The sequence below is a fragment of the Xanthomonas bonasiae genome (genome assembly GCF_017163705.1).
Taxonomy (GTDB): domain Bacteria; phylum Pseudomonadota; class Gammaproteobacteria; order Xanthomonadales; family Xanthomonadaceae; genus Xanthomonas_A; species Xanthomonas_A bonasiae.
This window is the reverse complement of the sequence record NZ_JAFIWB010000022.1, coordinates 30396-56351: the sequence shown is the minus strand read 5'-3', so window position 1 is coordinate 56351 and position 25956 is coordinate 30396. Positions and strand designations below refer to the sequence as shown.

The following is a 25956-nucleotide window of genomic DNA, read 5'->3' as shown; positions in this document are numbered from 1 at the left end:
CTGGGCGATCGGCGCAAGATCGGGAACGCGTGGCGCCGCGCGGCGCGGCACACTGGCGCGACCTTGCGGAGATCGGCCATGCGACAGACGCGGATGTCTTCCCAGCAGCGCGGCATCGAACGCGCGCTCGCACACCTGCAGCAGTGCGTGCAGGCGCGCGCGGCCTTGCCCGGCCTGGCCGAGCTGGCCGCGGTGGCGCACCAGTCGCCGTTCCACTTCCATCGCGTCTACCGCGCCATGACCGGCGAAACCGTCGGCCGCACCGTGACTCGGCTGCGCCTGCTGCACGCGTTGCAATTGCTTGCCGGCACCGGCTCGATCACCGAGATCGCGCTGGCCGTGGGCTACGAGACGCCGCAGGCGCTGGCGCGCAGTTTCCGCAATGCGCTCGACGCCAGCCCCAGCCAGCTGCGTGCCGATCCGGCGGCGCTGGCCGCACGAACGCAGGCGCTGGCGCAGCCGCCGCGGCAGGCCGTGGATGCGGCACCGGCACCGTTGCGGATCGCGGTGCGGACCTTGGCGCCGTTCGAGGTGGTGGTGCTGCGCCGGCGCGGCGCCTTCGATGCGCTGGATGCCGGCTTCGGCCGCCTGTTCGCCTGGGCGCAGCGTGCCGGCGTGGCCGAGCGGCTGCAGGCACTGGTCGGCATTCCGCTCAGCGACCATCGTGATGTGTCCGCGCGCGAGCACCTCTTCGAGTGCGCGATGGGGTTCGACGCCGCGGTCGCGCCGCCGGCGCCGTTCGCGCTGCGCACGCTGGGCGGCGGCGACTACGCGCTGCTGCGCCAGGTCGGCAGCTACGCGCAGCTGGAGGACGCGCTGGATCGGGTGCTGGCCGACTGGCTGCCGGGCAGTGGCTATGCGCTGCGCGCTGCGCCGTTGCACTACCTGTATCTGGACGATCCGGAAACGGTGGCCGAAGCCGAACTGCGCGCCGACATCTGCGTACCGGTACAGCGCGACGCCCGCTAGCCCGTCTCGTCCACGAACAGCATCTGCGGCGGCGGGTGCATCAAAAACCGCTGGTGCGAGATGTTCCAGGCATAGGCGCCGGCGAGCGGGAACGCCAGGCAGTCGCCCGGCGCCAGCGCCGCGACCGGTTGCGCGCGCGCCAGCACGTCCTTGGGCGTGCACAGCTGGCCGACCAGGGTCACCCGCGTGTCGCGCAGCAACGGTGGCTGCGTGCCGCGCAGCACCAGGAACGGATGGTCGTGGGCTTGCGCGGCCGGGGTGCGGAAGTGATGGGTGCCGCCGCGGCCGATGGCGAAATACTCGCCATGGCTGCGCTTGATGTCGAGCACCTCCATCAGGTACCAGCCGCAGCTCGCGCTGACGTAGCGGCCCGGCTCCAGGCGCAGGCGCAGGCCGTCGCCGTGCGTGCGCAGCAGCGCCGGCAGGCCGGCGCAGAACCCGGACCAGTCGAACGAGGCCGTCGCATCGGCGTAGTTCACGCCGAAGCCGCCGCCGGCGTTGACCGTCAGCGGACCCAGCGCGTAGGCCTGGCGCCAGCCCTGCACGGTCTGCAGATAGCCGGCGACCAGGCGCAGCTGCGCCTGCGCGTCGCACTGGTGCGACATCAGGTGGAAGTGGAAGCCGGCCAGCTGCAGCGCCGGCGCGTCGCGCAGCAGCCGCATGGCCGCCTCCAGGTCGAGCGCGTCCAGCCCGAACGGCGAGGGCCGCCCACCCATCACCAGGCGCGTGTCCTGCATGCCGGGCACGGCGATGTTCATGCGCAGGAACAGCGGCACGCGGCGCCCGGCGTGCGCGGCGATGCGCGCCAGCCGCTGCAGTTCGCCCAGGCTCTCCACGTGCAGCGTGCACTGCGGGAGCGACGTGGCCAGGCGCAGTTCGGCGTCGAGCTTGCCGGGACCGCCGAACAGCAACGGCCGCCCCGGCTGGTGGTCGCCCAGCCATTGCAGCTCGCCTCCGGAAGCCGCCTCGAAACCGTCCACCCACGCCGCCAGCGTGCGCAGCAGCGGCGGTTCGGCATTGGCCTTGGCCGCGTAGTACAGCTCGCACTCGGCGGGTAGCTGCGTGCGCATCGCTTCGGCATGGTGGCGCAGCGCCGCCAGGTCATAGACGTAGGCGCACACTGGTCCGTCGCCGCGCTCGCGCAACTGCGCCAGCGCGGCCGCCAGCGGCGCCGGATCGATGCGCAGGCTCATGCCGCGGCCTGCCGTTGCGCCGGCATGACGATCGGATTGGGCAGCAGGGTGTAGTCGGCATGGCGGTCGGCGCGTTGCAGCAGGCGCAGGCGCAGATTGTTCTTGGCCGGCAGCGGCGCGCCGTCGAGCAGGGCCTGCAGCGCCGGTTGCGGGCCGTGGCGCTGCTGCCAGGCTTGCGCGATCTCGCCGACGATCCGCCACAGCCGCCGCTCGCGGTGGTCGTGGCCGTCGGCCAGATGGAAGATCGCCTCGGCCAGATTGTTGACCAGCGCGCAGTAGGCGATCCGGTTCCAGCCCTGTTCGGCGCTGTAGTACAGCGACTGCCGCGCGGTTTCGGACATGCCGTGCAGGCGCGCGGCCGGCCAGCGCGCCGGCAGCAGCTTGGTGCCTTCCAGATCGCGGATCCAGACCCGCGCCGGCAGGCCGTCCGCGCAGCCGATCACGGTGTTCTGCAGGTGCGGCTCGAGCACGATGCCGTAGTCGAACCAGGCGCTCCAGACCCCGTCCAGCAGCAGTCGCGCATAGGCCCGGAACCAGGCCGTGGTGGCCGCATCCAGGCTGCCGTGGCGCCGTGCCAGCGCCTGCAGCGGCGCGGCGCAGGCGGCATCGCCGCGCGCGTCGCGGGTGAACAGCGCGCCGGCGACCTGCGGTTGGAAGCGCAGCCGTTGCGGCGCGGGGATGGCCTGCCGGTAGAGCATGCCGAAGCTTTCGCCGAGCGCGCGGCAGGCCTGCGCATCGCCGCCCAGCGCCGAGAAATCCAGGTCGGTGGCGGCCGGTTCCAGCAGCACCTGGAAGCCCGGCACGCGCTGCGCCAGTTCGCGCCAGGCCGGCGCCAGCAGGCGGGTCAATGCGACCGCGCTTTCCAGTTCGTACCAGGCGTTCTTGCGCACGCAGTTGGTCAGGCGCACATGCACCGACAGCTTGAGGAAGTAGTCCAGGTCGGTGTGGTAGAGCGTGCGCACCGACGAGATCGGGCGCAGCGCGAGGCCGCGTTCGCCCAGCGGTTCGATCCAGCCGCGCGCCTGCGCCTGGCGCAGCAGCGGGTGCGCGAGCACGCGCTCGGCTTCCCATGGATGGCACGGATACAGATTCGCTGCGCCGCCGGCCTGCGCCAGCGTGGCGCGCACGTCCTGGCCCTGAGCGCGGTACAGGCGCGGGTCGATGCGGAACCAGAACAGCGGGAAGCGGCTGCGCGCCTCCGGCGCGCAGGCCAGCACCTGCGCCAGCGGCACGCCTTCGCGGCTCTTCGGTGTCGGATGCAGCGCGTGTCCCCACAGCATCGATTGCTCGGCATCGATCATCGCCTCGCCGCTGGGCGCGGCGGCGTCGGCGCAGCGCAGCAGCTGCGCGGTCACCGCGATGCTGTTGTCGCTCTGCGCGAGCAATTCGGCGTTGAACGCCTCGCCGTCGGCCAGTTCCTGCAGCAACAGGCGCACCAGCGCCGTCGCGTCCAGGCAATGCCACGGCTGTCCGTTGGCCTTCAGGTACGGCGCCGAGTCGAAACGGCAGCGGCCGAGCGTGTCGGCCTGGGCCAGGCGGAGGCACAACGCGGCGCCGGAAGGCAGCTGCAGGCGCAGCCAGCGCTCGCCGGCGCTGGCGATGCCGGGACGGTCCAGGCCGCGGTAGTCGAAGTCGGCCTGGCCGCGGCCGATCGCCACTTCGCGCAGGTAGCAGTTGAGCCAGCAGGTGATCGCCTGCGCTTGCGCCAGGCTGTCGTACCACGGGTCGTGCAGCGGGTCATGCGTCGCGAGCGGGGACATGCGCGGTTCTCCGTACGGAAGTGAGCGAGAGGGCCGGCGCCAGCGCCAGCAGGGCCGCGGCGGCCGCGGCGAGGAACGGCACGGCCAGGCCGTGGCCTTGCACCAGGGCGCCGGCGAGCGCGCCGCCGGCCACGCCGGCGTACTTGCCGAATGCATCGAAGCGGCCGAACAACTGCCCGGCGGCGTGCGCGCTGGCGATGCCGGCCAGGCTGCGGTTGAGTCCGCGCAGCGCCATCCACATGCCCACGCCGAACAGCAGGCGCGCGGCGATCAGCCACGCTGGCGCCTGCAGCACCGCCTGCAGCAGGCAGGCCAGCGCGAACAGCGCCAGCCCGGCCGGCAGCGGCGAGGCGCGGTGCTCGCTGCCGCGCCAGCACGGCAGCAGCACCAGGTAGACCAGGTGCGGCAGGCTGTACAGCAGGCCCGCGGCCGCGGCGTTGCCGATGCCCTGCGCCTGCGCGTAGGGCAGGAAGTATGGGAAGGTCACCACCATCGCGAAGCAGAACAGGAACTGCGTGCTCCACAGTGCCCAGCGCTGCCGGCGCCGGCCGGCGTCGTCGTGCGCGGCGGCATTCGCCGCAGCGGCGGCGTGGCGTGGCCGCGGCGGGTCGGCAGGCAGTCGCCAACTCAGCGCGAAGGCGAGCAGCGGCAGCAGCGCCAGATAGCGGTACAGCGATTGCGCCGGGCCCAGCGCGCTGGCCAGACCGAGCAGCGCCGGCGCGGTGACCATCGCCAGCCGCGCCGAGAACTGGGTCCAGTCCAGCGCGCGCGCCAGCGGCCCGGTCCGTGCCTGCGTGGTCAGATAGGCGTTGGTCGCGGCCAGCGAACCGCCGCAGGCGCCTTGCACCACCAGCCCGGCCACCAGCCAGCCCAGGTCGGGGGCGAAGCCGGCCATCGCGAACCCCAGCGCCAGGCCCAGCTGCGCGCGCAGCAGCGAGCGCTTGCGTCCGTAGCGGTCGGCCAGCCGGCCCCAGGCGCCGGCGGTGAGCGCGGTGCACAGCGTCGGCAGCACGTACAGCACGCCGCTCCAGCCGATCGCCGCGCCCGGCGCCAGCTGTTGCAGTACCTGCGGCAGGAACAGCGGCATGCCCAGCGCGGTGAACGCGGCCAGGTAGTGCGCGGCCAGTACCGGGCCGAGCACGCGCTTCATCGCGCCACTCCGTGCGCGGATGCCGCCTGCGCCGGCACCGCGACAGCAGGCGCTGCCGCGGCCTCGATCTCCTCGCGCAGCAGATTGGGCGCGCTGTCGCCGTAGAACTTGTTGATGTCGGCGGCGCCGGTGATCTGCTTGCCGAGCAGGCTGCCGGCGCTGAGCAGGTACTTCACCGGCAGCCGCGGCGCCGCCAGCAGCGCCTGCGCCGGCGCGGTATCGATGCCTTCGCCATGCAGCTCCTGCAGCGTACCGTGCAGGCGCGCGCGCAGTTGCGCGTACAGCGGCGCGCGCAACGCGGGCTGTGCTTCGGCCAGGCCTTCCAGCACCGCCTGCAGGTCCAGTTGCAGGATGATGGTGCAGAACATGCGCGCCAGCGCGGCCTCGTCTTCCACCGCGATGCGCACGTCGCGCGGCGGTCCCCACTGCGCCAGTTGCGGCCGCTGCGCATACAGCCGCGACAGTTTCACCCGCGCCGCGTCGTTGTCCTTCAGCAGCAGGCGCGGTGCGCGGCCGGGGGCGTAGATCAGCACGCTGTTCTGCTGGTTGGCCTCCAGCGCGATGCCGTAGCGCAGCCACAGCCGCAGGTGCACCTGGCACATCAACCCGAGGTAGGCGTCCCACCATGCGTGCAGGTCGCCGCCGTGGAAGCGCTCGGCCAGGTGCAGCGCCAGCGGGCGGCCGTCCGCCATCGCGGCGCACAGGCCGGCCACCGGCACCAGCGTCGCCTCCGGCAACGGCGGATAGCGGCGCAGTAGATAGGCCAGGTGGCGCGCCTCGCCGACCTGGCCGGCGTGGGATTCGTCCACGTGCAGGTAGCGCGAGCCCAAGGCCGGATCGTCCGCGGCGATGGCGCGCAGCACGCGTTCGAACCAGTGTCCGTCGTGCAGCGTGGACGGCTTGATCAGGCGCAGGTTGAGCGCGCCCAGGCTGCGCATCGGCAACGGCAGCTTGAGGTGGTGGTCGGGGTGGTCCAGCGGGACGACGGTGCGTACCGACAGCGACGGGCGCACCTGTAGCCATGGCTGCGGCGCGGCGATGGCGCCGTCTGGCAGCGCGAAGTCCGCTTCGCCCAGGCGCGCGAAGGTCAGCGGGTGCAGCGGCCAGGCGATGTGGCTGGCGTCCAGCGCCGGCGCCAGGCCGAGCGTGCTCGGACGCGGCCAGAACGCCGGCGGCGGCGTGGTCTGCGCCACCGCGGCCGCCGGCAGCGCCAGCCAGCGCAGCGCGAAGCACGGCGCGAACTCCGGCGCATAGTGCGGCAGCTGCGCGTCGTCCAGTCCGACCTTGGCGCGCGCAGTCGGATAGAACGGATGGTCGCGATGGCTAGCCAGTTGTTCGCAGCGGTAGGCGCGTTCGTGCGCGTCGGCTGCGTCCAGGGCGGCGGCCAGCGACGGGCGCTGTTGCGCGTAGGCCTGCCGCGCCAGCGCGCGCTGGCGTACCGCGCACTCCGCTTCGTCGGCATAGGCGCGGTGCAGGCGCCGGGTGTCCGCATCCAGCCCGGCGCTGATCCGTGCCAGCCAGGTGGCGGCGCCGGATTCGAAGGCGACGCGGTCGCCGTCGCGCAGCAGCCAGCCGTCGCTGCAGGCGCTGAGGTCCTGCAGATAGCCGCGGCGTTGCAGCGGCAGCCACAGTTCGCCGTCGGGCAGGTGCGCGATACGCCACCACAGCGCGTTCGGCAGTGGTGCCGGCCAGGCCGCGAGCAGGGCCGGCGATGGCGTGGCGGCGGCGCCGCGGCTGACGATGCCGCGCAGGTCTTCGCGCAGGCAGGCGTCGATGATGCGCAGGTCGATGTAGCGGCGGTCGTCCAGGTTCATGGCTGCGCTCCCGTGCCGGCCTCGATCCGCCACTGCAGCGGCGCCTCGGCCGCGGCCAGCGCGAGCGGCAGGTCGGCCGCGGCGTCGGCGAGCACGTCCAGCGCGCCCAGGTAGTCCTTGTTGGAGTGGCTCAGGCGGATGCTGTCGCCGGGTTGCCGCAGGCGCCGGTAGCGCGCTTCCCAGCGCGTGTCGTTGCAGGCCTGGTCGTCGCTGGCCATGGCCAGGGTGCCTTCGGCGTCGGCGACGTAGTAGCGCACCAGCGCGTGTTCGCGCCGCGCGCGCAGGATCGGCAGCGGCTGTCCCAGGTGCAGGCCGAGCACGCTGTCGAACCAGCGTCCGCCGAACATGCGGTCGAGCAGGAATTCGCGGCCGTCGCCGATGCTGCGGTAGTTGATCTCGACCAGTACCGGCCCGTCGGCGGTCAGGATGAATTCGCTGTGGCAGGCGCCGAAGCCGATGCCGAACGCCTGCAGCTGCGCCACTGCCTGGCGCAGCGCCGGCGTGTCGGCATCGCCGCGCCAGCGGGCCTCGCATTCGACGAAGTGCGGCGGTGCCGACAGGCGCACCTCGAAGCCGCCCAGCACCTGCAGGCGCTGTCCGTCGCCGAGCGTTTCCACGGTGAACAACGGCCCTTGCAGCACGCTCTCCAGCAACACGCTGCGCTGCGGATAGCGCTGCCAGAAGTCGTCCAGATAGGCCTGCAGCGCGGCGGCGTCGGCGCAATGGCGCACGTCCAGGCTGGCCACGCCTTCGCGCGGCTTGGCGATCAGCGGCCATGGCGCCTGCGCCGGCAGCGGCGCGCCTGGCGCCAGGCTGCAGAACCACGGCACCGGCAGGCCGCGCGCGCGCAGCCGCTGGCGCATCGCGGCCTTGTTCTTGGCCGCATAGCAGATCTGCCAGTCCTTGCCCGGCAGTGCCAGCGCGGCGGCGACCAGCGCGGCGCTGGTCTGCAGATGATCGCTGTTGCTGAACACCGCGCGCGGCTGCAATTGCAGGGTGCTGAGCAGGTCGAGAACGCCGAGCGGATTGAACACGTCGCACTCCAGGATCTGCAACGGCACCGTGGGCGGATGCCGGCGGAAGTGCGCCAGGTGGTCGTGGCGGCGGTCGGTCAGCAGCAGCACCGGAACGCCCAGGCGTTGTGCCGCGGGAATGAAACCATCGGTCACTGCCGGATGGCAGACGTGGCTCAGGATCAGCAGGGGAGCGTCATGCGGGGTCATGATCGGTTCTCGTTCGGAAGACAGGGGCGGACGCGCGCGCCATCGCGCGCGGCCGCGATCTGCGGACACGGGGAGCAGGAGGCCGCGGCTGCGGCGCTTGGGGAAAAAACTGCCTGGCGCACGCATCGGGCGCGCGCTGGGGGCGTTGCGAACGCGGCCGCGTTCGCCGTAAAGGCTCGCGTCTCCCGCGAGCGGCGGCGCGCCGGGTGGCGCGCGGTACTGCAAAGGCTACCGTCGTCGTTCGACGGCAGCGTCGATCAGAAGCGGTATTCCAGGCCGAGGGTGACGCTGCGGCCCGGCGCCGGTTGCCGGCCCCACGGACTGGTGTCGATGCCGCGGTACCAGTACGTGCGGTCGAACAGGTTGTTCACTGCCAACGAGGCGCTGAGCTTGCCGCTGTCGCGCTCGCTGAGTACCTGGCTCAGCTGCGCGTTCCACACCCAGTACGCCGGCAATTCGCCGACCGAACCGATCGCGTTTTCCTGCACGCTGTTGGCGGCATCGCTGAAGGCGCGGCTGAAGTAATAGCCGGACACTGCGACGGTGGTGTGACCGGGCTGGTAGGACGCGCCGAGGCTGAGCTGGTTGCGCGAGGTGTAGGGCACCAGCTTGCCGTCGTAGGCACCCGATTCCTGGCGTGCGTCCAGGTAGGCGTAGCCGGCGTTGAGGGTCAACGCGCGCAGCTGCGCCGGACTCCATTGCAGTTCCACCTCACCGCCCTGGTGGCGGGTCTTGCCCAGGTTGCGATAGGTGCGGGTGGTGTTGTCGAGCTGGATCTGCTGATCGAAATCGATCAGATAGCCGCCGAACTGCACGCGGGTACGGTCGTTGGGCTGGTAACGCGCGCCGGCCTCGTAGTTCCAGGCCAGTTCGGCGTCGAGATTGTCGCCGTAGATGATCTGGGTGACCTGCGGCGCGCGCAGCGAACGTTGCCCGTCGGCGTACAGGTACCACTGCGGCGTGGCCTGGAAACCCAGGGTCAGGCCGGGCAGCACGTCGCTGGTCTTGTTGCGCGTGCTGGCGCCGCTGGCGAGGTTGTAGTAGCGCGAATCCACCCGCTCGTAGCGCAGCCCCGGGGTGATGGTGACGCGGTCGTCGGCCAGCCCGATCGCATCGCTGACGTAGGCGGCGGCGCCGCGGTCCTTGAAGCGCCAGTCGCGCACCAGGGTGTACAGCCCGTCGCTCAGCCGCGTATTGCCGACCAGGAAGTCGATGTCCTCGCTGATCGCGCGCGCGCCCACGGTCCACTGCTGGCTCACCGCACCGGAGTCCATCTTCCAGCTCAGCCGCGGCTCGCTGCCGTAGACCTTGAAATCGCGCGGCGCGCTCTGCCGCAATTGCGGCGGCAGATCCGCACGCCAGGTCTCGCTGGACGCCGAGCGCATGCCGACGACGAAGTTGCGGCTGCTGCGCGCGCTGAAGTTGCTCCAGTCCAGGCGCAGGTCGTGGAACGGACCCAAGTCGCCGAAGTCCTGCTGGTAGACCAGCGAGGCGCGCGTGGTGCGGCCGGTGAATGCGTCCAGCGGCCGTGTCGACTGGCGCGTATCGCGCAGATAATCGGCGGTGGACAAGGCGCCGGCCATGTCCATGTCGGCCACGTAGCGCTGCACGCTGGCCTTGAGCAGTTTGTCCGGGGCCAGCCACCATTCGGCGCGCAGGCGCAGGTTCTTGATGTCGGTGTCGCTGTGCTCGCGCCAGTACTCGCCCTTGGTCCAGTTCGCGTCCAGCTGCAGGCCGAACGTATCGCTGGCGTAGCCGCCGGTGCTGATCGCGGTGTCGCTCAGATAGTGCCCGGCGCCGCCGGCGGTCACCTTCTGCCCGAGCGTGGTGGTCCAGGTCGTGGGGATGTCCGGACTGATCAGGTTGATCACGCCGCCGACGTTGTTGGGGCCGTACTGCACCGCCGCGCCGCCGCGCACGATGTCGATGCGGTCGACCTGGTTGAGGCCGACCGGAAACAGCGACAGGCTGGTCTGCCCGTACGGCGCCAGTGCCAGCGGAATGCCGTCCTCGAGCACCTGCACGCGGCCGCTGCGGCTCTCGTACAGGCCGCGCAGCATGATCTGCGGCAGCGCGCCGGTGCCGGTCTCGTCGAACACCTTGATCCCCGGCACGCGCTGCAGCGCGTCGTCCAGCGAACGGTTGGCGCCGTTGCGCAGCTGCGCGTTGTCGATCACCTGGCGGCTGCCGGCGTAATGCTGCACGTCCTGCACGGTGGAGCGGCCGAGCAGGCTGCCCTGCACCTGCACGGTATCCAGCTGGCGGATCCGTGCCGCCGCGTCCTGCGGGTCCTGCGCCTGCTGGGCGCTGGCCAGGGGCGGGGCGAGCAGGGCGGCGCCGACGGCCATGGCCAGCAACGAGGGGGAAAGCGAAACGATCAAGGCGACGACTCCGGAGAACGAAGGATCAATGCGCGCGCAGCTCGGCGGCGTGCTGGCGCAGCGCGGATTGCAGGAGCGCGCGGTCTTCGCCGGCGAACAGCCACTGCAGGTCCGCCTGCGCCAGCCAGTGCCGGCGTTGCGCCGCGTCGCGCGGATTGGGACAGAACGGGATACCGGCGTCGCCGCAGGCCGCGGCGATCGCCAGCAGCTGCGCCCACACCTGCGGATGGGTCGGCTGCGGGCCGACGCCCAGGTCCAGCGCCAGGTCGAGCGCGCCTTCCATCACCAGCGACACGCCCGGCACCTGCAGGATCTGCGGCAGGGCGCGCACGCCGGCGGCGCTTTCAATCATCGGCACCACGCGCAGGGTGTGCCGGGTGCGTTCGATGTAGTCGGCCAGCGCGACGCTGCCGAAGCCGGTGACGCGGCCGCCGCTGATGCCGCGCCGGCCGCGCGGCGGGAAGTGCGCGGCGGCGACCGCGCGCTCGGCCTGCTCGGCGCTGTCCAGCCCGGCCAGCACCACGCCGCGCGCGCCGGCGTCGAGCACCCGGCCGATCAGCTTGGCGTCGACCTCGGGCACCCGCACCCAGGCTTCGCAGCCGCCCAGTTCGCAGGCGCGGATCGCATGTTCCAGCTCGGCCGGCGAGCGCAGCACGTGCTCCAGGTCGAGCACCGCGAAGTCGTAGCCAAGGTGGCCGAACATCTCGCACAGCAACGGGCTGGGCACCGAATTGAGCAACCCGATCTTGCAAGCCATGGGGGAGGGCGAGCGGGGCTGGGGAAGGGGCTGCAATCCTGGCCTAAACGATAATGGTTATCAAGTAGGTTTCGGTGGCGGCCGCTGCATTCGTGTAGACGCTTTTTGTGCGCGCCGGCACCTATGCAGGGATGCAGCGCGCTTGCGCCGGTGACGCGGACTTCTACGAACGGACGCCGCGCAAGCCTCAGCCCGGCACGGCCCGCATGGCGCGGTACGGCGGCGTCGCCATCACCATCTCGGCCAGCGAATAGGCCAGCTCGCGCTCGGCCATTACCGTGCCGTCGGCGCCGTGCTCGAGCAGGTGCTTGACCTCGGCATCGCTGTGCGCGCGGGCCAGCAGGGTCAGTCCGGGATTCAGCGCGCGCAGCTTGGCCAGCGCCTCGCCGGCTTCCAGCGGCTGCGGGATCGCCAGGATCGCGATCTTGGCTTTTTCCGGATGCGCCTCGGCCAGCACCCGGTCGGCAGCGGCGCTGCCGCGGATGCCGGGGATGCCGTCGGCATGCGCGCGTTCCACGTGCTCGCGGTTGTCGTCGATCACCAGCACCGGCACCCCGCGCTCGCGCAGGACCGCTGCCAGCGTGCTGCCGACCCGGCCGTAGCCGATCACGATGGCGTGGTCGACCAGGTCCAGCGACGGCCCCGGCGGCAGTTCCGCTTCCACCGTCACCGGCGCATCCACCGCCTGCCTGGCCTGCCAGCGGTCCAGCCAGGTGAACAGCAGCGGGTTGGCGATGATCGACAGCAGTGCGCCGGCCAGGATCAGGTCGCGCCCGGTCTCGGGCAGGATCGCCAGGCTGACGCCGAGCCCGGCCAGGATGAAGGAGAACTCGCCGATCTGCGCCAGGCTGGTGGAGATGGTCAGGGCGATGCCGGTGGGGTGGCCGAACGCGCGCACGATCACGAATGCGGCCAGCGACTTGCCGACGGTGATGGTCAGGAACGTGGCCAGCACCTGCCACGGATGCTCGAGCAGAATGTGCGGGTCGAACAGCATGCCGACCGAGACGAAGAACAGCACCGCGAACGCATCGCGCAGCGGCAGCGAATCGTTGGCCGCCTTGTGGCTGAGCTCCGATTCCTTCAGCAGCATGCCGGCGAAGAACGCGCCGAGCGCGAACGACACCCCGAACAGGGTCGCCGAGCCGAACGCCACGCCCAGCGCGATCGCCAGCACCGACAGCGTGAACAGCTCGCGCGAGCCGGTCGCGGCGACCTTCTCCAGCACCCACGGGATCGCGCGGCGGCCGACCACCAGCATTACCACCACGAACGCGGCCATCTTCAGCAGGGTGATGCCCAGCGCACCGAGGATCGCGCCGGTGCCGGCGCCCTTGCCGCCGAGCGCGTCGGCCAATGCCGGCAGCAGCACCAGCGCCAGCACCATCACCAGATCTTCGACGATCAGCCAGCCCACCGCGATGCGCCCGCGCAGGGTTTCCAGCAGGCGCCGTTCCTCCATCGCGCGCAGCAGCACCACGGTGCTGGCCACCGACAGCGCCAGGCCGAACACCAGCCCGTGCAGGGTCGGCCAGCCCATGCTCCAGGCCAGGCCCCAGCCGAGCAGGGTGGCGACCGCGATCTGCGCCAGCGCGCCGGGGATCGCGATCCATTTCACTTCCATCAGGTCTTCGAGCGAGAAATGCAGGCCGACGCCGAACATCAGCAGCATCACCCCCAGTTCCGACAGCTGGTTGGCCAGCGCCTGGTCCGCGACGAAGCCGGGAGTGAACGGACCGACGCAGATGCCGGCCACCAGATAGCCGACCAGCGGCGAGAGCTTGATGCGGTGGGCGAGGGCGCCGAGGACGAAGGCGAGGGCGAGCCCGACCGCGATGATGTCGATGAGACTGGTGTCGTGATGCATGCAGATTCGCGGAACAAGATTGCAAGGAGTGTGGCCGATGCGGCTTTTATCGGCAAATCAGGGTGCCGGCCTCATGCGCGGCGATGCTTGTCGGGCGCTTCGTGGCCGGGGGCCGGATCCGCGGCGTGCAACGCCTGCTTGCGCACCACCGGGCCGCTTCGGGTTGCCGAGCGACGCTGTCGCCGCCCGGCCGTGCCGGAGGCCGGTAGCCGACACGCTCCGCGCTGCACGAGAGCGATGCGGAGTGCCAGGGCAGGGTCGGGTCGGGCGCTTCGGCAAGACATGCGTCGCGTTCCCATTTCCCCGCGTTCCGCCGCCGCTGCCGAGTGCCGGCCGCTCCGTCCGATTCTAGTCAAGCCGCGCCGCTCCGACAAAATGCCGACAATCGCCGCCGCCGCGCCGATGCAGCGCTCGCCGCATACGTCGCAGCCCAATGGCGGCGGCACTCTCACGGACGCGTGATACGCGAAACCGGCAAAATTGCGCCGGTCTGGGACCATGCCGAATGAGATGCCGGTCCCAGCCTCTCCGAAATCCCCGCAAACCCCCGCCGCGCAAGGCGTTGCCGCCGTATTGCGCTGCGCAAACTGTCTACTGTGCGCGCTTGCGCCGTGCTGTATGTTTGCGCCAATTGGGCATCCTGCCAAGGATCAAGGTGGCATGGCTACACTGAAAAAATTCGCTGGCGGCATCCTCCTGAGCGCGGTCTATTGCGCGCTCTACATGTTCGTGTGGCGCTGGTCGGTGGACCAATGGTTCCTGCCGGCCGGCTTGCGCGCGGCGGCGTTGCTGTTCCTGCCTTACCGGCTGTGGCCCTACGTGTTCCTGGGCGATGCCGCCGCCTTGCTGACGATGCGCTTGCCGATGGCCAACCACGACGGGGTCAGTGAGCTGTGGGCGTATCTGAGTCCGTTCCTGGCGGCGCCGCTGTTCGCGTTGCTGCCGTGGGCTTTCCGCAGCCGCTTTCCCGGCGCGTCGGCGGTGCAGCGCTGGTTGCCTTTGCTCACGGTTGGCCTGGCGCTGTGGGGCCTGCTGGTCAACAAGGCGGTCAACGCGATGTTGGACGGACCGGCCGCCTTCATCACCCTGGAAACCAGCGTCAGGTACTGGATCGGTAGCTACCTCGGCATTCTGATGTTCTTCCTGCCGGCATTGCTCTGGCTGCGTCGCAAGACCGATAAATTCATGCCCAGCAAGCTGTTGCGCGACTCCGCGATCGCGGTCCTGGCGGTGGCGGGCATCTTCGTGCTGGCCATGCAGACCTCGGGCCTGATGCACCAGGTCGTGCTGCTGGCGCTGTTGGTGCCGGGCGCCTGGCTCACCCTGTCCTACGGCTGGCGCGGCTCGGCGGTCGGCGTGGTGCTGGCCAACCTGGCCGTTGCAATGTCGCTGCCGCGGGTGAATTACCCGGGCGCCTACGATCAGCAGGGATTCGATGTGCAGATGCTGATCGCGGTCGCGGCGACCCTGCTGTTCGTGCTCGGCTCGAAGATTTCCAGCGCGTTCCGCCAGGCGCGGCACTTCGGCTATGCCGAGCAGCAGGCGCTGCAGGTGGCGCAGGCCAGCTACATGTCGGCCGAGCGCACGCTGCGCAACCGGGTGATCGAGTACACCGATATCCATACCCACCTCAACAAGCTGCGCCGCGACATCGCCTCTTCGCTGAAGGAGCGCGGCCACTACGCTGCGGCCATGGAGATGAACCGTACCGGGGTGATCCAGGCGCAGTTGATGGACGACTACGTCGCCGCGCTGTATCCGCTGGACATCGAGACCCATGGACTCTACGGCGCACTGAGTTCCATCGCCTTCGCCAATGCCTGCGACACCGAGGTGGAGACGCGGCTGCGCGGCGAATCGCGGCAGTTGTCGATCGGCCTGCAACTGGCGGCGTACCGCTGCGTGCTCAATGCGATGGAGGTGCTGCCCAGCGGCAGCCGCCATCGGATCACGGCGCGGGTGTGGAAAGCGCGTGGCCGGCGTGGCCTGGTGGTGACGATCGCCGCCGATCCGGAGCTGCTGGTCGCCAGGAAAACAGCGGACAAGCGCGTGGACGAGATCGAGTGGGAGCTGGCGAGCCGGCTGAAAGCCCATGACGGCACCTGCCGGCGCCGCCATGAGCTGAAGATGAGCTTCCTTGTCTCCGAACCGTCGGAGCGGCGCCCCGTCACTTCTTGATGGTGACGGTCCACGCGTCGCCGCTGGTGGTGCTGGCTCGCTGCACGGTGAAGTAGCGCGCATCGTAGACCACGGTGCCGCGGCTGTAGTCCAGCGCATCGACGATGCTGACCCGATCCACGTCCTTGCCCATCGGCGTCACCCAGGCGGTGTTTTCGATGCGTCCGATCGCGCCACGCACCTGCCCATTCGCGTCGTTGATCTGCAGGTAGGTCACCCCGTTGCGCTCGAACTGGTAGATGCTCACGGTCGCATTGGCCGACAGATCGGTTGCGGCCGGTGCGCTTTCGCCAAAGCCCTGGCGGGCGATCTGGCTACCGCCGCCGGTGGGGCAGCAGGTCTGCGCATGAGCGGCCGTGGCAAACGCCGAGCACAGCAACACGCCCGACGCCAGCGCCGCGATTTTCGAAATATTCCATTCCATAGCTTTTCCTTCCCCTGCTAAGGGTCTATCGCCTGCCGTTCAGGCGATTCCACCTTACGCGAGTCGCAGAGGCCAGCTGTTGACAAATATGCGGTAGATACACGGCGTGCAGCGATATGCCGTTGATAGTTTGGGGATTGTCTGATTGTCTACAGAAGTAACTTCCTGCAGTTCTTGATTCGTGCTACCCGGTAACGTTAATCGGTAGACGTCGCGTCCCGATTAACCAGCGATCGCCGGCCTGCGCGTGGCTCACCCTAGAAAAGCCCCGGCGAACCGGGGCTTTTCCTGTCTGGCGGCGAGTGCCGCATCGGTCACCGCCGCGCGCGCATCACCATTTGTAGTTGACGTTGGCGTAGGCGAGTGCGCCGTTGAAACCGAACGGCGAGGACGTGCTGTAAGGCAGGTAAGTGCGGGTGCCGGCGCCCGCACGCGACTGGTCGGGATATTCGTTGAGCACGTTGTCGCCGCCGATGGTGAAGTCCCAGTTGCCCAGCTTGTAGCTGGCGGCCAGGTCCAGCGTCCACTTCGCCGCATAGGTCTGGTCGGCCGCGGCGGTGGTGCCGAAGTCGGTGAACTCGCCCCAGCGCGTGGCGGTGGCGGTGAACGCCCAGTTGCCCGGCGCCCAGACGCTGCTCAGGAAGAACTTGTCGCGCGGCGCGCCCTTGGTGATGCGGCCGATCTCGGCGCGGCCGATGCGCACCGCGGTCGGGTCGATCGCCTCCAGCACCGCCGGGTTTTCGGCGATCTTCTCGATCTCGGTCTTGTTGTAGTTGTAGCCGGCGGTCAGGTCCAGATTGCTGTTGCTCAATGCGATCTTGTAGGTGCCGACCGCGTCGATGCCCTGGGTCTTGGTGTCGATCGCGTTGGTGAAGTAGCGGCCGCCGCCGATGCCGGCATAGCCGTTGGCCTGCAGGTAGTCGCGCACCGCGGTGGAGGTCAGGTTCTCCGACAGCACGATGCGGTCGTCGATATCGATGCGGTAGGCATCGACGGTGACGTACAGCGCATCGACCGGCTGCAGCACCAGGCCCAGGCCGTAGTTCTTCGACTTCTCCGCCTTCAGCGGTTCGGCGCCGAGCGCGACCGCAGCCGGATTGTCGGTGCGGAAGGTGCCGATCTCGAACGGCGTGGCGGTGATGCTGCCGTCGGGCTGGGTGACGTTGATGAAGTTGGTGGCGATGGACTGGAAATACTGCTGCTGCAGCGACGGCGCGCGAAACCCGGTGGAGGCGGTGGCGCGCAGCGCGATCTTGTCGGTGAACGCGTAGCGCAGCGACAGCTTGCCGGTGCTGGTGTCGCCGAAATCGCTGTAATTCTCGTAGCGCCCGGCCAGGCCGGCGGAGAACTTGTCGGTGATGTCGCCTTCCAGGTCCACGTAGGCCGAGTAGCTGTTGCGGTCGTAGTGGCCGGAATCGCTGGGCTTGAAGCCGGCGAACACCTGCGCGCCCGGCAGCAGGCTGCCGTTGGCCGAGGGCACGCCGCCGTTGACGTAGGAGGCGGCATCGCCCGGCGATTCGTTGAACTTCTCGCCGCGCCACTCGCCGCCGAAGGCCAGCGTGACCGGATAGGCCAGGCCGACCTCCAGCGACTTGGTGAAGTCGGCGTTGAGCAGGTTCTGGGTGACTTCCAGAGTGCCGGCATAGAAATCGGTCGGACTGCTCGTGCCCAGGCTGTTGTTGAGGCTGTTCTTGACCTCGAAGCTGAGGTTGTTGCGGCCGTAGTTGTAGCTGATGTCGATGCCCAGCCCGCCTTCGGTGCTGGCCTTGAAGCCGCCGACCCAGGACACGTCCTTGCTGACGTTGTAGATCTGCGGCAGGAAGCCGTCCGGATAGATCTCCGGGCGGTTGCGGTTGTCGCCGGACCAGCGGAAGTAGCCGTTGGACAGCACCTCGCGGCGGCTGAGCATGCCGTAGGAATAGAAGGTCAGGTACTCGGCCGGGCTGTACTGGCCGTTGTAGGAGAACGCGCCCTGGTCGACGTCCGGGTCGCCGTAGCGCTGCTGCACTTCGCCCTGGTACGGCTTGGCGCGGTCGGTCTGGTCCTGGTGGCCGGCCTGCGCGGCGAAATGCACGCTGCCGTTCTCGCCGAACTTGACCCCGGCGTCGCCGGACAGCTGGTATTGCTCGCCGTCGCCGGCGCTGTACTTGCCGTAGCGCGCGGCGATGCTGCCGCCTTCGCCGCTGCCCTTGAGCACGATGTTGATGACGCCGGCGATGGCGTCGGAGCCGTATTGCGCCGAGGCGCCGTCGCGCAGCACTTCGATGCGCTCGACCGCGGCGATCGGAATGGTGTTGAGGTCGGCCGGCGACGAACCGCGGCCCTGCGCGCCGTTGAGGTTGACCAGCGCGGTGGAGTGGTAGCGCTTGCCGTTGACCAGCACCAGCACCTGGTCGGGCGAGAGCCCGCGCAGCTGCGCCGGGCGCACCGCGTCGGAGCCGTCGGTGATCGCCGGGCGCGGGAAGTTCAGCGACGGCACCGCGCGCGACAGCGCGGTGGCCAGTTCGGTGGTGCCGGTGGACTGCAGCATTTCCGGCGAGATGATGTCGATCGGCGAGGCCGACTCGGCGACGGTGCGGTCGGCCACGCGAGTGCCGGTGACGATCACGGTATCCAGCGTCTGTGCGCTGGAAGAGGAGCTTTGCGCGAGCGCAGGCGCGGCGGATGTGGCCAGGGCGAGGGCGACGGCAGTGGCGAGAGGACTGATCGTGCGGGTCATTGGCGGGACGGCTCCAGGATGGGGGAAGAGTCGGCGCCGCCGCATTCGCCATCACCCCCTCCCGGGTGTTGCGCCTATGGCGAATGTTGCGGCTGCGGCCATGGGTTACCGGCATATGTCGGGTGTGTCAATGTTCTGTTAAACCCGCGCGCGTGGTTGCATTTGCAACGACCGCTGCGGCACTTGCGGCAGAATCGATGCCGCCGTTTGCCGAGGTCGTAGACAAAAACGAAAGGCCCCGCATTGCGGGGCCTTTCGGGTGTGGTCCAGTTCACGGATCGCGCCGCACGCGGCGACGCGACCGTGGCGATCACCAGCGGTAGTTGATCCGCCCATACACGTAGGCGCCGTTGAATCCGTACGGCGAGTAGTTGCTGTAGGGCAGCATGCCGTAGGTGGAGTTGACCAGGTTGGTGGTCTTGTCCGGGTACTGGTCGAGCAGGTTGTCGGCGCCCAGGGTCAGCGTCCAGTTGTCGCCGGGCTTGAAGCTGGCCGAGGCGTCCACCACCCAGCTCGCATCGTAGGTCTGGTCGCGCGCGGCGCTGGCGGAGTTGCGTACGGTGAAATCGCCGTAGCGGGTGGCGGCCAGGTTGAAGTCCCAGCGCTGCAGCTTCCAGGTGCCGCTGAGGATGATCTTGTCCTTCGGGAAGCTGTCTTCCAGGCGCCCGATCTCGTCGCGGCCCAGGATGGTCTGGGTCGAGCCGATGTCCACCAGCGCCTGCGGCTGTTCGACCGCATGGGTGATCTCGGTCTTGCTGTAGCCGTAGCTGGCAGTGAGGTCGAGCGAGCTGGCCGCGAACGGGATCGTGTAGGTGCCGACCAGGTCGACGCCGCGGGTGCGGGTGTCGGCCGCGTTGGCGAAGTAGCGCACACTGGTGACGTTGGAATAGCCCAGGCTCTGCAACTGCGCGAGCACGGCGGCGTCGTTGAGGTTGGAGGACAGCAGGATGCGGTCGTCGATCTTGATCTGGTACGCGTCCAGGGTCACGTACAGGCGCTCCACCGGCTGCAGCACCAGGCCTAGGCTGTAGGACAGCGAGGTCTCCGCCTTCAGCGGCGCGGCGCCCAGCGCCTGGGCCACGGCGCTGTCCACCGGGAAGGTGCCCGATTCGAAGAAGCTGCCGTTGATGTAGCTGCTGGTCACCGCCTGGTATTGCTGCTGCGCCAGCGACGGGGCGCGGAAGCCGCTGGCCACGGTGCCGCGCAGCGCCACCTTGTCGGTGAACGCGTAGCGCGCCGACAGCTTGCCCGAGCTCTTGCTGCCGAAATCCGAGTAGTCCTCGTAGCGGCCGGTGAGGCCGGCGGAGAACTTGTCGGTGAAGTCGGCTTCCAGCCCGGCGTAGACGGCGTAGTTGTGGCGGTCCGAATGCACCGCGTTGGCCGGCGAGAAGCCGGCGAAGCCCTGCGCGCCGCCGGTGGTGCCGGTGTAGGAGGCCAGTTCGCCCGGCGACTGGTTCCACTTCTCCTGGCGGTACTCGGCGCCGAAGGACAGCGTCACCGGATAGGCCAGGCCCCATTCCAGCGGCTGGGTGAAGTCGGCATTGACGATGTTCTGGGTGTACTCCAGCGCGCCGTCGTAGAAGCTGCTCGGGCTGTCGGTGCCGAGGCTGTAGTTGATGCTGTTGCGGGTGTTGAAGTCGATCTTGTTGTAGCCGTAGTTGTAGCTCACGTCCCAGCCGAAGCCGCCTTCGGTGCTTCCCTTGAGTCCGGCCACCAGCGAGCGGTCCTTGGAGTACTGCTCGATCTCCGGCACGTAGCCGTCGGGATAGGTCTGCGCCAGCAGCGCGCTCTGCCCGTTATGGTTGCGCGAGCGGTAGAACGCGAACGAGGTGATGTCGCGGTTGCTGGCGATGGCGGTGGCGTAGCCGGTGACGCGGTCGCTGAAACGGAACTCGCCGTTGGCCGAGACCGCGGTCGCATCGACCTGCGGGTCGCCGTAGACGAAAGTGGTCTCGCCGATGCCCGGATAGTTGCCGGTGTTCGGCGCGGTGCCCCGGTAGGGACCGGCGCGGTTGGTTTCGTCCTGCTGACTGATCTGCCCGGCCACATGCAGGCTGCCGCGTCCGTCGCCGAAGCTGACCCCGGTATCGCCGGAGAGCTGCGACTTGGCGCCGTCGCCGGCCGAGTACTGGCCGTGGTCGATCGCCAGGCTGCCGCCGCTGCCCGAGCCCTTCAGCACGATGTTGATGACCCCGGCGATGGCGTCGGAGCCGTACTGCGCCGAGGCGCCGTCGCGCAGCACTTCCACGCGCTCGATCGCCGCGATCGGGATCGCGTTGATGTCCACCGCCGAGGCGCCGCGGCCGATGCTGCCGTTGACGTTGATCTGTGCGGAGGTGTGGCGGCGCTTGCCGTTGACCAGCACCAGCACCTGGTCCGGCGACAGCCCGCGCAGCTGCGCCGGGCGGATGCCGCTGGTGCCGTCGGTCAGCGCCGGGCGCGGGAAGTTCAGCGAGGGCAGCACGCGCGACAGCGCGGTGGCCAGCTCGGAGGTGCCGGTGGACTGCAGCGCTTCGGTGCTGATGATGTCGATCGGCGACTGCGACTCGGCCACGGTGCGGTCGCTGACCCGGGTGCCGGTGACGATGACGGTGTCGAGCGTGCTCGGGGTGTCGGTGGTGGTGGTGGTCTGCGCCAGCACCGGAGGGGCGGCGAGGGCGGCGAGCACGGCGCTCGCCAACAGGGACAACGGACGGTTCATGGAAACTCCAGCGGATGCCGAAACGGCAAAGGGGGCGGTCGCTGTGCGACGCCGGCCATGCGGGCCTGCCCCAGGGATCGTTATTATTATTTAACAATCGCGCGGCAGTGCAGCATGCCGCAGCATGTTCTTATGCCTTTCGGTTCTAAGTGAAATGGCGGCTCGCCCCAATGGCGCAGGCCGCCCGCGCCCTGCGGCGGAGCGGCCTGTGCCGGGTGTGGCAGTAAGGCTGGCCTGGAGGTTGCCCTAGAAGCGGTAGCTCACCCGGCCGAACCAGTAGCGGCCGTTGAAGCCTAACGGAGACAGCGACGAGTACTGCAGGCCGCTGGGGCGGTCCTCGTAGATGTTGTTCGGTGCCGACCGGGTCGGGTACTGGTTGGTGAGGTTGTCCGCGCCCACGCTGAAGGTGAGGTCGCGCCAGGTGTAGCTGGTGGACACGTTCAACAGCCAGCGCGCGGCGAAGGTCTGATCCTGGCTGCCGTCGGCGTTGTCGCCGCGGCGGGTGACCGCGCCGTAGCGGGTGGCGTCGCCACGCACGCTCCAGCCGGCGCGGGTCCAGTCGGCGCTGAGAACGTACTTGGTGCGCGGGGTGGCGTCGGTCAGCAGGCCCTGGCTGGCGCGCCGGAAGTTGGGATCGGAGACCTCCAGGATCTCGGTCTTGTTGTAGTTGGCGCTGAGGCTCAGGTTGAGCCTGCCGGCCTGGTCCAGATCGAGCAGATAGTTGCTCACCCAGTCGACGCCGCGGGTACGGGTGGTCGCGCCGTTGACGAAGAACTGCACCGCGGTGACCTGCCCAATCGGCACATCCAGCGACAGCTGGTCCGAATACAGGATCTGGTCCCAGATGCGGATCTGGTACAGGTCCAGGGTGGAGCTGAAGTCGGTGCCGGCCTGCCACACCGCGCCGACGCTGTAGTTGCTGGATTTTTCCGGGGTCAGCGGTTTGGCGCCGAGCGCGATGGCCACCGGGTCGGAGGTGCGGTAGGTGCCGATCTGGGTCAGTTGCCCGTTCTGCAGCAGGGTCACCACCGAGGCGTAGTTCTGCTGCGCCAGCGAGGGCGCGCGGAAGCCATTGGAGACGGTGCCGCGCAGGGCGAAGGCGTCGCTGAGCTGGTAGCGCGCCGACAGCTTGCCGGAGCGGGTGGAGCCGGCATCGCTGTAGTCCTCGTAGCGCGCGGCCAGGCCGCCGGAGAGTTTCTCGGTCAGGTCGGCCTCCAGGTCGGCATAGACCGCCTTGCTGTGCCGCTCGAAGTCGCCGGCCACCGCCGGCGACAGGCCCGGGAACACCTGCGAGCCGCCCGGATAGGCGCTGCCGGTGTCCGGATTGATCGTGGTCGGATCGAAGAAGTACGAATCCGGCGAGCCGGCGTTGACCGCGTACTTGTCCTGCCGGTATTCGGCGCCGAAGGCGAGGTTGACCGGATAGGCCAGGCCCCAGTCGAAGGACTTGCTGAAGTCCGCATTGAGCACGCCCTGCCGGTTGCGAAAGCCGCCGGCATTGAAGCGGGTGGGCGACGCGCCGGTGGTCCAGTACAGATTGGTGTTGATGGTGTTGAGCAGGTTGAAGGTCACGTCGTTCTCGCCGTAGTCGGCGGAGACGTCCCAGGTCCAGTCGCTGTCGGTGCTGCCCTTGAGGCCCAGCACCGCGGCGCGGTCGTTGGACGGGTTGTAGATCTGCGGCAGGAAGCCGTTGGGGTAGATCGCTTGCACGTTGCGGTCGCTGTTGTCCCAGGCGCGGTAGTAGCCGTTGGACACCACCTCGCGGCGGCTGAAGTTGGCGTAGCCGTACAGGTCGATGCGCGGGGTCAGCGCATAGCCGAAGCTGAGCAGGCCCTGGTAGGTCTTGACCGCGGGGTCGCCGTAACGCTGGTACGGAATGCCGCTGGGATTGTCGGCGCCGGCCAGGGTGGTGGCCTTGTCGGCGTTCTCGGCGCGGTTGGTGTTCATCGCGTTCTGGTAGTTCCAGGACAGCCGCACCCAGCCGGGCGCTTCGCCGTCGTTCGCGCCGCCGAAGGCCAGCCCGTACGAGCCGTCCACGCCGTTCTGCGCGCCGTCGCCCTTGTCCATGATGCCGCCGTTGACCGAGACGCTGTTGCTGCCGGGTTTGGCGCCGTGCTTGAGCACGATGTTGATCACCCCGGCGATCGCATCGGAGCCGTACTGCGCGGAGGCGCCGTCGCGCAGCACCTCGATGCGCGCGATTGCCGACATCGGGATCGAATTGAGATCGGCTGGCGCCGAGCCGCGGCCGACCGACGGGTTGTAGTTGACCAGCGAGGTGGTGTGGTAGCGCTTGCCGTCCACCAGCACCAGCACCGCGTCCGGGGACAGGCCGCGCAGGGTCGCCGGGCGCAGCGCATCGTTGCCGTCGTTGATCGCCGGGCGCGGGAAGTTCAGCGACGGCAGCAGCTTGCCCAGGGCGCTGCCCAGGTCGCTGGCGCCGGTCGCCTGCAGCGATTCGGGGCCGATGATGTCGATCGGCGATTGCGACTCGGCCACCGTGCGGTCGGCGATGCGGGTGCCGGTGACGATGATGTTGTCCAGGGTATTGGGGGCCTGGTCTTGCTGGGCGAAGCTGGTGCCGGAGGCGAGGGCGAGCAGGATGGCGCTGGCCAGGGGGAGCGGGCGGTGCTTCATCGTACGGAGACTCCAGTGGCTGGGGGAATGGCGTGGGTCTGAGTGCCCTGAGGGCAGGCGCGGCATGCTGCAGTGCAGCGATGAATCGCCCCGATTGAAATATTTTTTTCATCTGGCCGCGTATACAAAAACGGTATTGGATCCAGTTGCCGGGTGGCGGACGGGTCCGGTCCGAGGCCCGCGCGGCGGGGGCCGATGGCCGGCCGCGGCCCGGATCCGGGGTGGGCCATCCGGGACGAAGCGGATACACTGCCGCCTCGAACGTCGAGTGCCCCCCTTCCCGTGATTTCCCTTAGAAACTTCGCCATGCGCCGCGGCGAGCGGCTGCTGTTGTCCAACGTCGATCTGACCCTGCATGCCGGCTACCGCGTCGGTGTGGTCGGGCGCAACGGGACCGGCAAGTCCAGCCTGTTCGCGGCGATCCGCGGCGAGCTGGAGGCGGACAAGGGCGATGTGGAACTGCCCGGCAAGCTGCGCACCGCCAGCGTCGCCCAGGAAACCCCGTCGCTGCCGGATCCGGCGCTGGACTTCGTGCTCGGCGGCGACACCGAGGTGGCCGCGGCGCTGCAGGCCGAGGCCGCCGCGCTGGCCGCGGAGGATTGGGAGGCGGTCGCCGCGGCGCACGTGCGCCTGGAAGAGGTCGGCGGCTACGACGGCACCGCGCGCGCCGGCAAGCTGCTGCACGGCCTGGGCTTCCCGGCGGCGACGCATTCGCGCCCGGTCAAGGATTTCTCCGGCGGCTGGCGGGTGCGGCTGAACCTGGCGCGGGCGCTGATGATGCCCTCGGACCTGCTGCTGCTCGACGAGCCGACCAACCATCTGGACATGGACGCGGTGCTGTGGCTGGAACAGTGGCTGCTGAAGTACCCGGGCACGCTGCTGCTGATCAGCCACGACCGCGAATTCCTCGACAACGTCGCCACCCACACCCTGCATCTGCACGGCGGCGGCGCCAAGCTGTATGTCGGCGGCTACACCGATTTCGAGCGCCAGCGCACCGAGCAGCTGCGCCAGCAGCAGATCGCGCACGAAAAGGAACAGGCCGAGCGCGCCCACCTGCAGAGCTTCATCGACCGCTTCAAGGCGCAGGCCAGCAAGGCCAGCCAGGCGCAGAGCCGGATGAAGCGGCTGGCGAAGATGGCCGGCACCGAGGCGGTGCGCGCCGAGCGCGAGTTCCGCATCGAGTTCGCGCAGCCCAACCGCCTGCCGCATTCGCTGATCCGGCTCAACCATGCCGACTGCGGCTACGGCAGCGAGGTGATCCTGCGCCAGGCCGGGTTCGGCCTGGAAGCGGGCGACCGCATCGGCCTGCTCGGCCCCAACGGCGCCGGCAAGTCGACCCTGGTCAAGAGCCTGGTCGGCGAGATCCCGCTGCTCAGCGGCGAACGCAGCGCGCATCCGGACCTGCGCATCGGCTACTTCGCCCAGCACACGGTGGAGTCGCTGCACGAAGGGCAGTCGCCGATCGACCATTTCCGCGAGATCTCGCCGGACGCGTCGATCCAGGCGTTCCGCGACTTCCTCGGCAAGTGGAATTTCCCGGGCGACCGCGCGTTCGAAGTGGTGGACGGCTTCTCCGGCGGCGAGCGCGCGCGCCTGGCGCTGGCGCTGATCGCCTGGCAGCAGCCGAACGTGCTGCTGCTCGACGAGCCGACCAACCACCTGGACCTGGAGATGCGCGAGGCGCTGGCCGAGGCCTTGAGCGATTTCGAGGGCGCGATCGTGATGGTCTCGCACGACCGCCACCTGATCGGCCTGGTCTGCGACACGTTCTGGCGCGTGGCCGACGGCGTGGTCGAGCCGTTCGCCGGCGACCTGGACGAATACGCGGCGTGGCTGCGTAGCCGTCCGGCCGCGCAGGGCACCAAGCAGAAGATGGCCGAGGTCGCGCCGACCCCGCCGCCGCCGGTCAAGCCGCTGCCGGCGAAGAAGCCGCCGAACCCGCACAAGCTGGCCGCCGCCGAAAAGCGCGTCGGCGAGCTGGAAGCGGCGCTGGCCGAGCTCGACCGCCAGCTGGCCGATCCCAAGCACTACGCCGACGCGGAGAAGATGGCGGTGCTGGGCCGCGATCGCGAAGCCACCGCGCAGCAACTGGCGCAGGCCGAGCAGGCGTGGATGGAATTGATCGAAGGCGCATAGCCCGTTGCGCTTGCGGCGCGATCGCTGGCGCAGTCCGTTGTGGT

At 69.5% G+C, this 25956-nt stretch carries 15 protein-coding genes; 3 read left to right on the top strand and 12 right to left on the bottom strand.

What is annotated here, in order from left to right; all coding sequences use genetic code 11:
• Nucleotides 1-78 precede the first annotated feature (78 nt).
• Nucleotides 79-969: an AraC family transcriptional regulator gene (locus tag JR064_RS16835; protein ID WP_206230506.1), complete on the top strand. Its 891-nt coding sequence runs from the start codon at nt 79-81 to the stop codon at nt 967-969.
• Here the strand turns inward: JR064_RS16835 and JR064_RS16830 are convergent.
• From JR064_RS16830 to ybaL, 8 genes are all read right to left on the bottom strand, one after another.
• Complete coding sequence (locus tag JR064_RS16830; RefSeq protein ID WP_206230505.1) at nt 966-2162, bottom strand: type III PLP-dependent enzyme; 1197 nt, start codon at nt 2160-2162, stop codon at nt 966-968. The genes JR064_RS16835 and JR064_RS16830 overlap by 4 nt on opposite strands.
• A complete protein-coding gene (locus tag JR064_RS16825) occupies nt 2159-3922 on the bottom strand; it encodes an IucA/IucC family protein (RefSeq protein WP_206230504.1) in 1764 nt (587 codons plus the stop codon). Before JR064_RS16825 ends, JR064_RS16830 begins: the two co-directional genes overlap by 4 nt.
• Nucleotides 3900-5072: an MFS transporter gene (locus JR064_RS16820; protein WP_206230503.1), complete on the bottom strand. Its 1173-nt coding sequence runs from the start codon at nt 5070-5072 to the stop codon at nt 3900-3902. The genes JR064_RS16825 and JR064_RS16820 overlap by 23 nt, the downstream gene beginning before the upstream one ends.
• Nucleotides 5069-6886 (bottom strand): IucA/IucC family siderophore biosynthesis protein, encoded by a 1818-nt coding sequence (locus JR064_RS16815; protein WP_206230502.1) that lies wholly within the window; start codon nt 6884-6886, stop codon nt 5069-5071. The genes JR064_RS16820 and JR064_RS16815 overlap by 4 nt, the downstream gene beginning before the upstream one ends.
• On the bottom strand, nt 6883-8109 hold the full coding sequence (locus JR064_RS16810) for an ATP-grasp domain-containing protein (protein WP_206230501.1): 1227 nt from the start codon (nt 8107-8109) through the stop codon (nt 6883-6885). The genes JR064_RS16815 and JR064_RS16810 overlap by 4 nt, the downstream gene beginning before the upstream one ends.
• 257 nt (nt 8110-8366) lie before the next feature.
• Nucleotides 8367-10457, bottom strand: coding sequence for a TonB-dependent receptor family protein (locus tag JR064_RS16805; protein WP_206230525.1), 2091 nt, complete (start codon nt 10455-10457; stop codon nt 8367-8369).
• Between the two features lie 58 nt (nt 10458-10515).
• A complete protein-coding gene (locus JR064_RS16800; RefSeq protein ID WP_191824352.1) occupies nt 10516-11247 on the bottom strand; it encodes an HpcH/HpaI aldolase family protein in 732 nt (243 codons plus the stop codon).
• Between the two features lie 187 nt (nt 11248-11434).
• The gene (gene ybaL, locus JR064_RS16795; RefSeq protein WP_179566578.1) at nt 11435-13114 is read right to left on the bottom strand and encodes a YbaL family putative K(+) efflux transporter; all 1680 of its coding nucleotides are present in this window, start codon (nt 13112-13114) and stop codon (nt 11435-11437) included.
• 660 nt (nt 13115-13774) lie between these two features.
• On the opposite strand from ybaL, the gene JR064_RS16790 reads away from it, so the two are divergent.
• Nucleotides 13775-15292, top strand: coding sequence for an MASE1 domain-containing protein (locus tag JR064_RS16790; RefSeq protein ID WP_179566576.1), 1518 nt, complete (start codon nt 13775-13777; stop codon nt 15290-15292).
• Here the strand turns inward: JR064_RS16790 and JR064_RS16785 are convergent.
• The 4 genes from JR064_RS16785 to JR064_RS16770 all read right to left on the bottom strand — a co-directional run bounded on the left by JR064_RS16785 (nt 15282) and on the right by JR064_RS16770 (nt 23773).
• Nucleotides 15282-15716 carry a hypothetical protein gene (locus JR064_RS16785; RefSeq protein ID WP_179566574.1) on the bottom strand — a complete coding sequence of 145 codons (435 nt, stop codon included), beginning with the start codon at nt 15714-15716 and terminating at the stop codon, nt 15282-15284. The genes JR064_RS16790 and JR064_RS16785 overlap by 11 nt on opposite strands.
• 331 nt (nt 15717-16047) lie before the next feature.
• Complete coding sequence (locus JR064_RS16780; protein WP_206230500.1) at nt 16048-18435, bottom strand: TonB-dependent receptor plug domain-containing protein; 2388 nt, start codon at nt 18433-18435, stop codon at nt 16048-16050.
• 310 nt (nt 18436-18745) lie between these two features.
• A complete protein-coding gene (locus JR064_RS16775) occupies nt 18746-21136 on the bottom strand; it encodes a TonB-dependent receptor plug domain-containing protein (protein WP_206230499.1) in 2391 nt (796 codons plus the stop codon).
• Between the two features lie 246 nt (nt 21137-21382).
• Nucleotides 21383-23773 (bottom strand): TonB-dependent receptor plug domain-containing protein, encoded by a 2391-nt coding sequence (locus JR064_RS16770; RefSeq protein WP_206230498.1) that lies wholly within the window; start codon nt 23771-23773, stop codon nt 21383-21385.
• A 282-nt stretch (nt 23774-24055) separates the two neighbouring features.
• Here JR064_RS16770 and JR064_RS16765 point away from each other — a divergent pair, with 282 nt between their 5' ends.
• A complete protein-coding gene (locus JR064_RS16765) occupies nt 24056-25912 on the top strand; it encodes an ATP-binding cassette domain-containing protein (protein ID WP_206230497.1) in 1857 nt (618 codons plus the stop codon).
• Nucleotides 25913-25956: the final 44 nt, after the last annotated feature.

Excerpts from the sequence above, each read along its gene's own strand:
- JR064_RS16835 (WP_206230506.1), top strand. The coding sequence starts at position 79 with ATGCGACAGACGCGGATGTCTTCCCAGCAGCGCGGCATCGAACGCGCG.
- JR064_RS16830 (WP_206230505.1), bottom strand. The coding sequence starts at position 2,162 with ATGAGCCTGCGCATCGATCCGGCGCCGCTGGCGGCCGCGCTGGCGCAG.
- JR064_RS16825 (WP_206230504.1), bottom strand. The coding sequence starts at position 3,922 with ATGTCCCCGCTCGCGACGCATGACCCGCTGCACGACCCGTGGTACGAC.
- JR064_RS16820 (WP_206230503.1), bottom strand. The coding sequence starts at position 5,072 with ATGAAGCGCGTGCTCGGCCCGGTACTGGCCGCGCACTACCTGGCCGCG.
- JR064_RS16815 (WP_206230502.1), bottom strand. The coding sequence starts at position 6,886 with ATGAACCTGGACGACCGCCGCTACATCGACCTGCGCATCATCGACGCC.
- JR064_RS16810 (WP_206230501.1), bottom strand. The coding sequence starts at position 8,109 with ATGACCCCGCATGACGCTCCCCTGCTGATCCTGAGCCACGTCTGCCAT.
- JR064_RS16805 (WP_206230525.1), bottom strand. The coding sequence starts at position 10,457 with ATGGCCGTCGGCGCCGCCCTGCTCGCCCCGCCCCTGGCCAGCGCCCAG.
- JR064_RS16800 (WP_191824352.1), bottom strand. The coding sequence starts at position 11,247 with ATGGCTTGCAAGATCGGGTTGCTCAATTCGGTGCCCAGCCCGTTGCTG.
- ybaL (WP_179566578.1), bottom strand. The coding sequence starts at position 13,114 with ATGCATCACGACACCAGTCTCATCGACATCATCGCGGTCGGGCTCGCC.
- JR064_RS16790 (WP_179566576.1), top strand. The coding sequence starts at position 13,775 with ATGGCTACACTGAAAAAATTCGCTGGCGGCATCCTCCTGAGCGCGGTC.
- JR064_RS16785 (WP_179566574.1), bottom strand. The coding sequence starts at position 15,716 with ATGGAATGGAATATTTCGAAAATCGCGGCGCTGGCGTCGGGCGTGTTG.
- JR064_RS16780 (WP_206230500.1), bottom strand. The coding sequence starts at position 18,435 with ATGACCCGCACGATCAGTCCTCTCGCCACTGCCGTCGCCCTCGCCCTG.
- JR064_RS16775 (WP_206230499.1), bottom strand. The coding sequence starts at position 21,136 with ATGAACCGTCCGTTGTCCCTGTTGGCGAGCGCCGTGCTCGCCGCCCTC.
- JR064_RS16770 (WP_206230498.1), bottom strand. The coding sequence starts at position 23,773 with ATGAAGCACCGCCCGCTCCCCCTGGCCAGCGCCATCCTGCTCGCCCTC.